This window comes from Mesorhizobium sp., from assembly GCF_005063415.1.
Classification (GTDB): domain Bacteria; phylum Pseudomonadota; class Alphaproteobacteria; order Rhizobiales; family Rhizobiaceae; genus Mesorhizobium.
In genome coordinates, this window is the sequence record NZ_SUEG01000130.1 from 1 (window position 1) to 14,333 (window position 14,333).

Sequence of the window (14,333 nt, forward strand, 5' to 3'; positions counted from 1 at the left end):
GTATTCGCGCGCCCATGAGCCGTAATTCTTCTCAAGCCGTAGCGCATTGAGGGCGCGCGAGCCGAACAGGCCAATGCCGAATTCCTCCCCCGCGGCCATCAAGGCTTGCAATGCCGCACGCTGATATTCCGGCGCCACCCAGATTTCGTAGCCGAGATCGCCGGTGTAGCTGACGCGCCCGACCAGACATGGCGCCATGCCGATGTCCATCTTGCTGATGGCCATGAACGGAAAGGCCGCATTCGACACGTCCGACCGTGTAACCTTTTCAAGAAGGTTCCGCGTGCTCGGCCCGGCGATCGACAAGCCGGTGAGTTTTGCTCCGAGCGCCTCGATGCTGACGGAGCCGTCCTTCGGCAGATGCGCCTCGAACCAGCGCATGTGGTACTGCTCGGCGACGCCGGAGCCAGCCAGGAACCAATCGTCGCTTGCAGAATTTAGACTGCCGAGATTGGCCAGCGTGAAATCGCCGATCAGCCTGCCGTCTTCCTTCAGCATCGGCGCCAGCGTCATGCGGCCGGGCCTTGGCAGGTTGCAGGCAAGCAAGCGGTCGAGCCAGGCTGCAGCGCCCGCGCCGGTTACTCTGTATTTGGCGAATGACGAGATTTCCGACAGGCCAATGCCTTGCCGAACCGTCTCCACTTCTTTCGCCACATGCTCGAAATCGCTTGAGCGACGCCAGGAGAACTCATCCTTGACGCCGGCGGGCGCATACCATAGCGGCACCTCCAGCCCATAGGCGACCCCCCATTGCGCGCCCTTGGCCGACAACAGGTCGTAAACCGGTGTCGTCTTGAGCGGCCGTCCAGCCGGCAGCTCCTCGTTCGGGAAGCGGATCGAAAACCGCCGCGAATAGTTTTCGCGCACCTTGGCGTTGGTATAGGCCATCGTCGCCCAGTCACCGTAGCGCGACACATCCATCGCCCAGATATCGGCGCCGGGATCGCCTTCGATCATCCAGTTCGACAGCGCCAGCCCGACGCCGCCTCCCTGCGAGAACCCCGCCATGACACCACAGGCCACCCAGAAACCCGGCAGGCCGCGCACCGGCCCGACCAGCGGATTGCCGTCCGGCGCGAAGGTGAAGGGCCCGTTGATGATCTGCTTGATGCCGGTATTCTGGAAGGCCGGGAAATGCCGGAAGCCGACCTCCAGCGACGGTGCGATGCGGTCGATGTCGGGTTCGAGCAACTCGTGGCCGAAATTCCACGGCGTCTGGAACTCGGACCATGGCTTGTTGGCCTTTTCGTAAGTGCCCATCAGCATGCCGCCGCGCTCCTGACGCAGATACAGCTCGCCATCGAAATCGACTGCATGGATGATCTCCGTGCCGGTCTTCTGGTTCCAGGCGGCGACTTCCGGCATATCCTCGGTGATCAGGTACATGTGCTCCATCGCCAGCACCGGCAGCTCCAGCCCGACCATGCGGCCGACCTCACGCGCCCACAGGCCGCCGGCGTTGACGACATGCTCGGCCACCACCTCACCCTTGTTGGTAATGACGCGCCACAACCCGTCGGCGCGCCGCACGATATCCTCGACCTTGGTGAAACGCTCGACCTCGGCACCAAGCTTCCTCGCGGCCTTGGCGTAGGCGTGGGTGACGCCGGAGGGGTCGAGATGACCGTCCTCCTTGTTGCGAACGGCGCCGACGAACTGCTTGGGGTCGAGCAACGGCATCAGCTCGGCCGCCTCATCAGGCGATATCTCTTCGAGGTCGATGCCGAGATAGCGGCCCTTGGCGACGACGCCGCGCAGCCAGTCGAGCCGCGCCTCGGTCGCCGCAAGCAAGACGCCGCCAGTCAGATGCACGCCGGTCGCCTGGCCGGACAGTTCCTCGATCTCCTTGTAGAGCGAGATTGTGTATTTCTGCAGCTTGGCGACATTGGGATCGCCATTGATGGTGTGCATGCCGCCGGCGGCGTGCCAGGTCGAGCCGGAGGTCAATTCATTGCGCTCCAGGAGCACGATGTCGGTCCAGCCGTGACGGGCCAGATGGAACAGCACGGAGCACCCGACAACGCCACCGCCGATAACCACGACCTTTGCATGCGATTTCATGGGATTCTCGTCATTTCAAAGAGTTGGTTGGGTTTCATGATTCTGTAGGAGAAGAGAATGAATCTGAACAAGAGCAGCGTTTAAGGCTCGCTTTGCCCGATCGCTTCCTTGCGCTTGGCCACGTACGCCTCCAATGCCTCGCGCCTGGAGATTTCCATCACCGGCTCGACATAGTCCTCCAGCGCCTTCTTCCACAGCCTCGTCGCACGCGCCGTGGCGTCGAGCCCACCGGCCTCCTGCCAGGCCTCGTAGTTCTGCCAGTTGGACAGTATCGGCTGGTAGAAGGCCGTGGCGTAGCGCTCCAGCGTGTGCGGCTCGCCGAAGAAGTGGCCGCCGGTCGGAACCGCACCCAGAGCTTCGACGGCGAGCTCGGCCTCGTTGACTTCGATCGGGCGCAAAAACTCCATCATGTGCTGGATCATCTCGACGTCGATGATGAACTTTTCGAACGACGCTGTCAGTCCGCCCTCCTGCCAGCCGGCGGCGTGGTACACGAGGTTGCCGTGGCCGAGCACCGCGCCCCACAGCGCCATCAGCGTCTCATAGGCGCCTTGCGCGTCGGCGGCATTGGAGGCCGAGCCCGGCGTCGTGCGATAAGGCAGCTTGTAGCGCCGCGCCAACTGTCCGGACGCAATATTCGCCTTGGTGTTTTCAGGCGTGCCAAAAGCCGGTGCACCCGACTTCATGTCGACATTGGAGGTGAAGGCGCCATACATCACCGGCGCGCCGCGGCGGATGAGCTGCGTCAGCACCACCCCGAACAGCGCCTCGGCATTCTGCTGGGCGAGCGCGCCGGCAAGCGTCACCGGGCTCATCGCCCCCATCAGCGTGAATGGCGTTACCGCCACCGACTGGCCGAACTCGGCCATCGTCATCAGCCCCTCAGCCATCATCTCGTCGAAGCGGCGCGGCGAGTTGACCGAAATGATCGTGGTGACGCCGGGATCGTCGCGCATCTCGTCAAGCGTCAGTCCGCGCGCGATTGCCATCATTTCGATGCCGTCGAGCGCCCTGCCGCGGCCGATGGCCGAGACGTGAAAGCTTTTGTCGGTCATTGTCAGATTGGCGAAATAGGTGTCGAGGTGACGGGAATTCGCCGGCAGCTCCATCGGCGCGCAGACCTGGTTGCCGAGCATGTGGATACAGTTGAAATGCTGCGCCAGCCGGACGAGATCGGAATAATCGCGCAAATTGCCGGCACGGCGGCCGCGCTCCATGTCGTGCACATTCGGCGGCCCGGCGACGAGCGTGAAGTTGATGGTATTGCCGCCGAGGTGGACGGCATGGGCGGGATTGCGCGGCGTCAGCGTATAGCTGGACTGCATCGTCTTCAGCGCTTCCTCGATCATGCCGCGATCGATGCGGACGTTCATCGAGGCACGATCGACCTTGGCCCCGGCCTTCTCGAACAGCGACAGTGCCCGCTGGCTCATCACCTCGATGCCGAAATTCTCCAGGATATGCATAGAGGCTTCATGGATCGCCTCGATCTGGTCGGCCGAGAGCATCGCCATCGGCGGATAAGGATTTGTCACCCGCCTGAGCGGCAGTTGCGGGATGGCGGTCGGTCCCCTGTTGCTGGTTCGCTCGGCGCCGCGCTTGCGTCTTGGTTCGCTCATGCAGCGCATCAAAGCGCCGGCACGAGGATCGAGCTGTCAAGAATCCGCCACCTGCGGGCGTGATTTTAGCCAAGGCGCCATTGCGAGAATTTCACGTCGGTAAAAGCGACAACAAACGTCGGAATGTTTATACCTGCTCAGTGTCGGCCAAGCGGCCGATGAGCCGTTAAGGAAGACAGCAAGATTCCTTTTATGTTTTCGGCCTAATGCTCTTCCAATGCGTAGGTCGAGTTTTAGTAAAATTGTAGCGATTGTCGTGCCGCTGGCGCTTTCGGCCTGCGCGACGCCGCCGAACCACATCAACGATGTCTGTGCCGTTTTCGACCAGAATGACGGCTGGTTCGACAATTGGCAGGCGGCGGCACAACGCGCCGAGCAGAAATACGGTGTGCCGGTTCCCGTGCTGATGGCGACGGTGCGCAAGGAATCCGGCTTCAAGAGCAATGCCAGGCCGCCGCGCACCAAGCTGCTGGGTTTCATTCCCTGGAAACATATCTCCAGCGCCACCGGCTTCTCGCAGGCGCTCGACGGGACCTGGGCGCAATACCAGAACGAGACCGGCAGCTGGGCGGCGCGCCGCACCAGGTTTGCCGACGCCGTCGATTTTGTCGGCTGGTATCATTCCAAGACCGCCGACACACTCGGCGTCGCCCGCAACGACACCTACAATCTGTATCTCGCCTACTATCTCGGCTGGAACGCCTACAAGCGCGGCAGTCGCGGCGACGCCGACGTGCAGCGCTATGCGCACGCCACCGAGCAGATGGCGCAGGACTACGCCGCGCAGCTACGGCAATGCGCGCCCTAGTCTAGCATTCTAACGGCGCGTAATAACGGCTCTCAGCCGCCCTTGGGTTTGCGCGGCTTGCGCGGAGCGTCCTCTGCCTGCCGTCCATCACCGACCGTCGGCGGCGTGATTGGTGCCACCGCGCTATCGGCAGGGCTTGAGGTCCCGCCGGTCTCTGAAACCTCGTCGCGAACCTCGTGACTTCGGGCTTTGGCGACCGCTTCGGCATTCTCCACTGCCTGGCCCTCGGCATCGGCTTCAACGCTGCCAGTCTTTCCATGCGGGCGCTTGGGCGGATCTCCGGCAAAGCCCGGGCCAACACCGTGGTTTGCATCATCCGGCACGCCCTCATTCGCGGCGTGCTCCTTGTCGAATTTGATCACCGGCTCCATTTTCGCCAGCACGTCGTCGGACAGCCAGCACAGGCTCATATGGCCGTCGCCGACATTTTTGACTGGCGGCACCTGGGTTTCGCAAAGGTTGTCCGGCACCAGTTTCTTGTAGCCGCAGCGCGTCTGGAACGGACAGCCGGACGGCGGGTTCATCGCCGAAGGGATGTCGCCCTCCAGCACGATGTGCTTCTTGACCACGCTGGTGTCGGCGATCGGGATCGCCGACAGCAATGCTTCGGTATAGGGGTGATAGGGCGGCGCGAATATCTGGTCGGTCGTGCCTTGCTCGACGATATAGCCGAGATACATGACGACGACACGGTCGGCGATGTAGCGCACCACCGACAGATCGTGGCTGATGAACAGCATCGTCGTCTTGTTCTTGCGCTGGATGTCCATCAAGAGCTCGGTCACCGCGGCCTGGACCGACACATCCAGCGCCGAGACCGGCTCGTCGGCCACCACCACCTTGGCGTCGCCGGCAAAGGCACGCGCCACGCCGATGCGCTGTTTCTGGCCACCTGAAAGCTGGCGCGGCTTGCGCGTCTCGAACGCCCTCGGCAGCTTCACCAGGTCGAGCAACTCCAGCATCCGCTTGCGGCGGTCGGCCACCGTGTCGCCGACATTGAACTTTTCCAGCGTACGGATGATCTGCGAACCGACCGAATGGCTGGGATTGAGTGTGTCGAACGGGTTTTGAAACACCATCTGGATCGACGATACCGTGTCGACGGAACGCTTCTCGATCCCGGTCGACTGGATCTCCTTGTTGCCGAGCTTCACGCGGCCAGAGCTTGCCGTTTCGAGGCCGAGCAGCACCTTGGCCAGCGTCGATTTTCCGCAGCCGGATTCGCCGACGATAGCGACGGTCTCGGATTCGCGCGCCATGAACGAGATCGTCTCGTTGGCCTTGACGACGCGGCCCTCGCTCGAGCCGAACACTTCGCTGCCGCCGACCTTGTAGTACTTCCTGAGGTCTTCGATCTGGAGCACCGGCGCACCGGGCACCACCCGCTCGTTGACCTTCTTGGCGCCGGGCGGCAGCGCCTCCCAGTCGATTTCGTTGAAGCGCACGCAGCGCGAGAAATGCCCGTCATGGCCGTCGACCGCGATCATAGGAATTTCGGCGGCGTTGCAGACGCCCTCGACGAAATGGTGGCAGCGCGGGCCGAAATTGCAGCCCTTCGGCCGCTCGTGCGGCAGCGGCAACTGACCCGGGATGGATATCAGCGGCCGCGAATTCTTGTCGGCGCCCGGCAACGGGATCGAGCGGAACAGGCCTTGCGTGTAGGGATGGCGCATCCGGTCGAAGACGTCCTTGATCTTGCCCGTCTCCACCGCTTCGCCCGAATACATCACCGTGATGCGGTCGCAGGTCTCCAGGATCAGCCCGAGATTGTGCGACACGAAGATCATCGAGGTGCCGAACTTCTCGCCCAGCCCCTTGACCAGGTCGACGATACCGGCCTCAACCGTCACGTCGAGCGCCGTCGTCGGCTCGTCGAGCAGAAGCAGCGCCGGCTTCGACAGCAGCGCCATGGCAATGACGATGCGCTGCTGCTGGCCGCCGGAAAGCTGGTGCGGGTAGGAACGCATCATGCGCTCGGGATCCGGCAGCTTCACCGCGCGCACCATTTCCAAAGCGCGTTTGTAAGCTTCGTCCTTCGACACCTTGTCGTGGATCAGTGGCACTTCCATCAGCTGCTGGCCGACCTTCATCGCCGGGTTGAGGCTGGCCATCGGCTCCTGGTAGATCATGGCGATCTTGTTGCCGCGGATGGCGCGCAGTTCCTCGTCGGACAGTTCTCCCATGTCCTTGCCCTGGAACTTGATCTTTCCGCCGACGATCTTTCCGATGTTGGAGAGGTCACGCATGATACCGAGCGACACGGTCGACTTGCCGCAACCGGATTCGCCGACAATACCCATCGCCTCGCCAGGCATGACCGTGCAGGAAAAATCCATGACGGCCGGGATCTCGCCCTTGCGGGTGAAGAAGGAGATCGACAGGTTCTCGATCTCGATGATCGGCCCATTGGTCGGCTTGGCGGGATTTCGAACTGCCTCATTCATGGGTCGCTCCAATCCTTGTTCTTCAGGCATGTCGGGCCGAACCCGGCATCGATCTTTCCCGGTATCAATCTTTCATCGACTGTTCGCGCAACGAATCCGCCAGGAGGTTGAGGCCGAGCACGAACGACATCAATGCGATCGTCGGCGGCAGCGCCGGGTGGATGAACGAGCGCAGCAGCCGGCTGGCATCCTTGATCGCCGTGCCCCAGTCCGGGCTTTCCGGCGCCAGCCCCAGCCCGAAATAGCCGAGCGTGCCGAGCAGGATCGTAGTGTAGCCGATGCGCAGGCAGGCGTCGACGATCAGCGGCCCGCGCGCGTTGGGCAATATCTCCCACAGCATGATGTACCAGGGCGATTCACCGCGCGTCTGCGCCGCCGCAACATAGTCGCGCGTTTTGATATCCATGACCAGACCGCGCACGATGCGGAACACGCCCGGGCTGGAGGCGAACACCACCGCCACGAAGATGTTGAGCTGGTTGGGATCGATGTGGATGATCTTGAACGGATCGGCATCGAAGACAAGGCCGGCATAGATCCAGCCGCCAACGACCAACGTCAGGCCAAGCAGGATATAGAGGCGGTCGGGGCGGTTCTTGTAGCGCGTCCAGAACAGCACACTGAAGAAGATGATCGGAAACAGGAAGAACAGCCCGGCCATCGCGTAGGGGATCGGGGTGTCCATGATGCCCGGCGTCACCAGCAGGTAGAACAGCAGAATCACCGGGAAGGCCAGCACAAGGTTGGCGAGGAAGGACAGCACCGTATCGATCTTGCCGCCGTAATAGCCGGCCGGCAGGCCGAGCGTAATACCCACCATCAGCGCAAAACCGGTGGCCGCCGGCGCGATGATCAGCACGATCTGGCTGCCATAGACCATTCGGGAGAACACGTCACGGGCGAGCTTGTCGCCGCCGAAGAGATAGGCGAGCCCCGATTGCGGATCGATTGCCCCAGGCAGCGCGTCCTTCATGATCGGCACCTGGGCGAGCGGATCGAAGGGCGCGACCGTCGATGCGAAGATCGCCGTGAACAGCCAGAACAGGCAGATGCCGACGCCGACGATGCCGACGCCGCTGTCGAAAAGCTGGCCGTAAAGGCCAAGCTTCTTCTTGTAGCCGAAGCTCGCCCCCATCACCAGGGCGAGAGCGATCCAGACCGGCCAGAAGCGGGTAAGCACGCCGAGTACGACGTTGAAGGCGCTGAGATATTCGACCTGCATCCGCCGGTCTCCTATTGAACTCTGATGCGCGGATTGAGGAACGCGTAGCCGACATCGGAGATGAGCTGTGTGATCAGGACGATAAACACCGAGACCAGCGAGCAGCCGAGCAGAAGATCGATGTCGTTGTTGCCGGCGGCCTCGACCAGCGTGTAGCCGAACCCTTGGTAGCGGAACATCACCTCGACGATGACGACGCCGGTGAGCAGCCACGGAAATTGCAGCATGATGACCGTGAACGGTGCGATCAGCGCGTTGCGCAGAGCGTGCTTTATCACCACGCTGCCGAAGGAGAGGCCCTTCAGCCGGGCGGTTCGGATATATTGCTGTGTCATCACCTCCACCATCGAGGCGCGGGTCATGCGGGCGATGTAGCCGATGCCGTAGATCGCCAGCGTCATCACCGGCAAGGTGAAATTGTAGAAGGTGATGCCCTGGCTGGCCGAGGCCGCCGAACCGTTCAGCACGCCGAGCCAGGAGGCGAAGATGACGGTGAAGATGACGCCCGAAACATATTCGGGCGTCGCCGTCGAGGCGATCGAAGCCACCGACAATGTACGGTCGGTGCGTGAGCCCTCGCGCATGCCGGCGAGAATGCCGATCAAAAGCGAGACCGGCACCATAACCGCAAGCACGCAGAGCATCAGTATGCCGGTCGCGCTGAGCGCCGGAAAGAGCTTTGAGGCGACCGTCGTCTTGAACTTGGTCGAGCAGCCGAAATCGCCCTGCAGGATGCCGGAGAATGTCGGCACGACCGGATCGTTGCAGAAGGAGAAACGCTGTGCGGGCTTGCCGGTCGCCGGGTCGGTCACCGGCTGCTTGGGCATGACGCCCAGCCATTGGCCGTAGCGGATAAAGAAATTCTGCCGATAGCCATGGTTGACCAGCCAAGCCTCAAGCTGCTCGGCGGATGTGTGCATTTCGGTTTGGCTGATCGCCAGCTTCTTCAGATTAGGCCCGAGATTGACCAGGAAGAAGACGATCATCGTCAGGCACAGCATCGTCAATGCCATGGTGCCGAGACGCCTGATAACGAAAGAAAGCATGGCGGTCCCCTGCCGGTCGGGTTGGGGGTTGGAACCGGTTTGCAAGCCGTGCCCTGCCGTCAGCGGCAGAACAGGCCTTCAGACCAGTCCCAGATGCAATACCCTTTTTATTGCAGACCCAGGCCGAAGAGTCCGCAACTTTTTGCTGCGCCGACTTCCGGTCCAAGGACCATGCAAAGAGCGACGGAAAGGGGCGAGACGCCCCTTTCCGGATCGTCCGGTCAGGCCTGGTCGAGCCAGACCTTGCCGTAGTCGCGCTCGAAGGTCGGGTGCATCTTGTAGTTCTGCACCGCCTTGACCGAATGGCTGTAGAGCTTGCGCCAATAAGGCTGGATGATAATGCCGGAATCCTGCAGGATCTGCTCGATATCCTTCATCATTTCCTTGCGCTTGGCTGCGTCGGCAACCGCGAGCGCAGCGTTGAGCTTGGCATCCCACTCCGGATTCGACCAGGCCGTCTCGTTCCAGGCTTCACCTGTACGATAGCCGATCGCCAGAACCTGGACGCCGAGCGGCCGCATGTTCCAGTTGGTCATCGACAGCGGATACTTCGTCCAGTCGTTCCAGAAGGTCGAACCCGGCAGCACCGTACGCTTGACCTTGATGCCGGCGTCGCGCATCTGCGCGGCGATCGCATCGCCGGTGTTTTTGTGCCAGTCTTCGTCGACTGTGATCAGCTCGTGCTCGAAATCGGCTTGGCCGGCTTCCGCCATCAGCGCCTTTGCCTTGGCCGGGTCACGAGCAACCTTCGGCAACTCGTAATATTCCGGATGGATCGGGGCGACATGGTGGTTTTCGGCAACCGTGCCGGCATTACCGTAGCCGAGCTGGAGGACGACAGCGTTGTCGACCGCGAGCTGCAGGGCGTTGCGAACCTTCTGGTCGCCGTAAGGCTTGTTGGTCACATTGGTGCGGCAGACGATCGTCGAGGCGGTGACGACCTCGGACTTCGCCAAGTCCATGCCGTCGAGGATCGACACATAGTCGGCCGAGGTTTCGAAATTGGTGTGCACTTCGCCAGCTTCGAAAGCGCTGACCATCGCCGCCGGATCGGTGCCGTAGTCGATGAACTCGATGCCGTCCAGGAACACCTCGCCATCCCACCACTTGTTGTCTTCACGACGCTTGTAGACCACTTTCTGGCCGACATCGTAGGAGACCAGCTCGAACGGCCCAGTGCCGATCGGGCAGGACTTGAAGTCGCCACCTTTTTCGTCGAACGTCTTGTGGACGATGAGGCCGGGATAGTCGCACACGTTGGGAATGAGGGCGATATCCGGCTTGCTGAGCGTCAGCTTGATCGTGTGGTCATCGACCTTGGTCACCGCGCTCTCATCCAGCTTGTCATCCTTGACCAGCGAACCGAGGCGACCGGGCATGGAATTGCCTTCGGCCTTCTTGTCGGCCCAACGCTTGAGGTTGAAGATGACGTCGTCTGCGGTGAAAGGATCGCCGTTGTTCCAGGTGACGCCTTTGCGCACATGCAGCGTGTATTCGGTAGCGTCGTCATTCACGTCCCAGCTCTCCAGCAGATAGGGGCGGAATGTGTATTCGGTGGTATATTTGACCAGCGGCTCGAGCGCCTGACGCTCGGCATTGGCGATTTCCGACCAGTCGGACTTGCGCGGATCCTTCGGATCCTTGATCCATTGCGCGACCTTCAATACGCCGCCTTTCTTGCCCTGGACCTCTTCCGCCTTGGCCGGCGTCGGGTCTGCAAGGCCAAGCATGCCATAGGCCATCGCCGTCGACGCGCCGAAGACGCTGGCGAGAGCCAGAAATTCGCGACGATCCATCTTGCCTGCCTTGGCGTCTTCGGCCATGGCCAGGATGTGATCGGGAACGCGGTCACCGTTACTCTTGTAGATCGTCATGACTAACTCCCATTGTTGGCTTTCTGCCTTTTAACATTCCGCATTCGCGCCATGATGTCAAAGACGGCACGGATTGGGAACATGCCAAGGAATGTGCAACTTTGAAAGCAGGGCGGTTCGCGCGATAACGACAGTCTTGGCGCAAATTTGCTACTGCGCCAGGGATTTCGTCCGAAATCTCAACGGGCAATTAAACTGGGACATTCGCCGCTGCGCCGCTCGTTCTTCGGAGAACCAACTGTACTGCGCGAACGGCCTGTTTCAATATTCTCGTTCGTAGAAAACACCGCCTTTGGCTTCGCCGGCGTCGGTTGCCTCGCCTCGCAGCTTGACGCCGCGCCCGACATCGAGATCGACGGTTGCCTTGCCCGAGCCCGGCCTGTCGCCCTTCTGGATCGTCACATAGGTGCGGTCGTTGAGATACTTGCCCGCCGATACGGCGGTGCCGCCCTTTTCGTCGGTGATTACGTCGAGATCGTCGACGCCGATCGCGCTGCGCAGGTTCTGCAGCAGGGAAGTCGAGCCGCCGACGCCGGCCAATTGTCCGGCAGCCTCGGCAAGCTGCGCGATCTGTAGCGGCGACAGGTTCGACATCGAACGGCCGAAGATCAGCTGCGCCAGCACCTCGTCCTCCGGCAGCGCCGGTACCGAGGAGAAGGTGAATTTCGGGTTGGTCGCCTCGCCCGACACCACGATGGTCACGGTGGCGCTGGTTGTCTTCGATTGCGCCGTGAGGTTGAGGTAGGGCACCAGAGAGCCGGAAAAGCCGACCGTGCCGTCCGTGAAGGTCAGCCGCTTGGCAAGGATCGTCAGCCGTCCGCGCCGCAAGGTGAAGGTGCCGACCGCCTGGGGTGACGATGCAGGGCCGGTCAGCCGCAGCGAACCGCCGAGCTCGGCGTCGACGCCCCTGCCCTGGATGAAGATCTGGCTCGGCGCATTGACCGTGACGTCGAGGTTGAGGCCGCTGCCTCCACCGCCGTTGCTTGCTGCGGCCGGGCGCAACGCCTTGTCCTGCGCACGCACGGCGGCCGGCGCATTCTTGTGCTTGACGTTGAGCTCGGCCAGCGAACCGGGCAGCTTTTCGGGTACGGTGATGACGGTCTTGGCCAGGTTGACGGTACCGGAAATCACCGGCGCGGAGGTGAGCGGTCCCTTGACGGTCAGGTCGCCGCCAAGATTGGCGGTGACCACCTTGCCGTCGGTATAGCGGCCGTCGACGAGCTTGATCGACAGATCGGCCGGAAAACCCTTGGCCGGATCGATGCCGACGGTGCCGCTGGCCGAAAGGCTGCCGCGCGTCGACAGCGTGCCGGTCAGGCGGTTGATCCTTGCCACGCCGCCACCGATGGCGACATCGGCAGTGATGTCGTTGATCGCAAGCCCCGAGCGCGCGTCGAGCAGGCGGGCGCCTGACGTGCGAACCGTGCCTGAGATCACCGGCGACGTCGCCGGGCCGCGCACCTGCACATCGACGTCGGCCGTGCCGCTCAGGGACAGGCCTTGCGCGGCGAGGGTCCTGGTGAGGAAGGCGAACGGCACCTTGCCGGAAAAGTTGAGATCAAGGGTGGGCGCGCCTGATGTCGTCATCGTGCCACCGCCCTTGAGTCCGAGGCCAGCGGCATCGCTCATGTTGGCGTCGAACGTCAGCCTGTTGCCCGAATACGTACCTGAGGATGAAACGCCCATGCCGCCGAAACCTGCACCACGGGTCTGCGAGGTCTGAACGCCTGCGGCGTCGATCTTGAAGGCAACGGCCGGATTGGCCGGCGCGCCCGTCACCTTCACAGTGCCCCAGATGGAACCGGCGGCATCGAGGCCCGGCGAAAAACTGTTGGCTATCGAGATCGGGACGCGGGCTAGCGCCGCGTTGAGGTCGAGCGCCTGCCCAGCCTTGCCCGTGACCGTCGCCGTGCCGCCGCCGAGATTGAGCACCAGCCTGTCGAGGCTGGTCACTCCATTGGCGATGTTGATGGTCGAGGCCTGGGCGACGGCCGCCTTGATGCCGCGGATGGTCGCCTCGCCGGAGGCAAGTTCGACCGTCGTCGTGCCCTTGACCGCCTTGACCCGGCCGGCGGCCTTCAGCGGAATATCCTTCACGGAGGCGCCACCGGAAAAGCCGGTCCATTCGCCGTCGCGCTTGAGATCGACGTTGACGCCCCGAATAGCCGTGCCGCCGGAAGTTACGCTGTCGGCACGGATTTTGCCCGAGATCACCGGTGCCGCCAGATAGTTGGTGATCAGTGCATCGATGCTCACGGCCTTGGCCGAGACATCGCCGCGCGCGATCGAGGCCGTTGTCGCCTTGACAGCGACCTGTGGCACCGTGCCCGCCTTGGAGAAGGCGATCGTGCCGCGCACATCGCCATCGGCCTTTTCCAGTGCCAGGGCCGCAAGCGGACCGATATCGGGCAGGTCGAGTGCCACGGTGCCGGCCGGCACGAAGACATCGTCGAGCGCCAGGTCGCCGGAGATACGGTTCTTGCCCAGCGACAGCAAAAGCCCGTTGATGGCGCTTTTGCCGTCCGATGTCGCCAGCACGGCGCTGCCCTGCAGCGGTTGGCCGCCAACATTTCCGGTGAGTTGCACATTCGCCGCCGGGTTCGCGGCGTCCGCCTTTCCGGTGGCGGTGAGCTTCAGCCCGGTGATCTCACGCGCGGCCACCGAAAGCCTGTCGCTGTTGACAGTCAGCGACAGATCCGACGCGGTACTGGCGCCTTGCGCATTCAGCGCGAAAGAAATGGCGCCTTTGGCATCCTTGGATAGCAGCGAGACGTCGCCTAGTGCGCCTTTGACGTCGGCGCTCAGCTTGTTGTCGGCAAGGCTCGCCTGCCCGTCTGCCGTCAGCGAACCGGACGACAGCCTGACGGCGTTGGCGGTGACATTGCCGTTGGCGTCCCGCTTCAGCGCGGCACTGAATTGCGTTCGCTCGGCAAGCACGCCACGTACCGCCCCCGGCAGTGCCGCCGAGGCGGCATCCGCATTGACATTAAGGTCGATAGCGCCGTTGGCCAGCGAGACCCGCCCGTTGAAGCCGCTGTTCAACGCGTCGCTGGTCACCGTGCCGCTATCGATGACGATGGCATCGGTGGCAAGGCTGCCGGCGAATTTGGCGGTGACCTTGCCGGCGATCAGCGGCGCGACGGTCGGATTGTCGAGGCCGATTTTTTCGGCGATCACCGAGCCGGAGATCGGCCCGCTCCGGGCCTTCACGTCGAAGCGATCGGAGTGCAGCGCAAGCGTGATGCCCTCGACCTTAGCG

8 protein-coding genes are annotated in these 14,333 nt (G+C 62.6%); 1 reads left to right on the forward strand and 7 read right to left on the reverse strand.

The window, feature by feature from the left end:
- Together E5W70_RS25245 and E5W70_RS25250 are read right to left on the reverse strand one after the other, a co-directional pair.
- On the reverse strand, positions 1-2,061 hold a 2,061-nt coding region (locus E5W70_RS25245; protein WP_292663604.1), incomplete at its 3' end, for an FAD-dependent oxidoreductase.
- An 80-nt stretch (positions 2,062-2,141) separates the two neighbouring features.
- A complete protein-coding gene (locus tag E5W70_RS25250; RefSeq protein ID WP_292663606.1) occupies positions 2,142-3,680 on the reverse strand; it encodes a trimethylamine methyltransferase family protein in 1,539 nt (512 codons plus the stop codon).
- Positions 3,681-3,897: 217 nt separating this feature from the next.
- Between E5W70_RS25250 and E5W70_RS25255 the strand changes: the two genes are divergently transcribed.
- Entirely contained in the window at positions 3,898-4,488 is a 591-nt protein-coding gene (locus E5W70_RS25255; RefSeq protein WP_292663608.1) for a transglycosylase SLT domain-containing protein, read from the forward strand.
- 32 nt (positions 4,489-4,520) lie between these two features.
- Here E5W70_RS25255 and E5W70_RS25260 read toward each other — a convergent pair whose 3' ends face one another.
- The 5 genes from E5W70_RS25260 to E5W70_RS25280 all read right to left on the reverse strand — a co-directional run.
- A complete protein-coding gene (locus E5W70_RS25260) occupies positions 4,521-6,932 on the reverse strand; it encodes an ABC transporter ATP-binding protein (RefSeq protein ID WP_292663610.1) in 2,412 nt (803 codons plus the stop codon).
- A 64-nt stretch (positions 6,933-6,996) separates the two neighbouring features.
- Positions 6,997-8,154, reverse strand: coding sequence for an ABC transporter permease (locus tag E5W70_RS25265; protein ID WP_292663612.1), 1,158 nt, complete (start codon positions 8,152-8,154; stop codon positions 6,997-6,999).
- Between the two features lie 11 nt (positions 8,155-8,165).
- Positions 8,166-9,200: an ABC transporter permease gene (locus tag E5W70_RS25270; RefSeq protein WP_292663614.1), complete on the reverse strand. Its 1,035-nt coding sequence runs from the start codon at positions 9,198-9,200 to the stop codon at positions 8,166-8,168.
- A 221-nt stretch (positions 9,201-9,421) separates the two neighbouring features.
- Positions 9,422-11,074 carry an ABC transporter substrate-binding protein gene (locus E5W70_RS25275; RefSeq protein ID WP_023720874.1) on the reverse strand — a complete coding sequence of 551 codons (1,653 nt, stop codon included), beginning with the start codon at positions 11,072-11,074 and terminating at the stop codon, positions 9,422-9,424.
- A gap of 261 nt (positions 11,075-11,335) precedes the next feature.
- A partial coding sequence (locus E5W70_RS25280; protein ID WP_292663617.1) for a translocation/assembly module TamB domain-containing protein occupies positions 11,336-14,333 on the reverse strand: 2,998 nt, incomplete at its 5' end.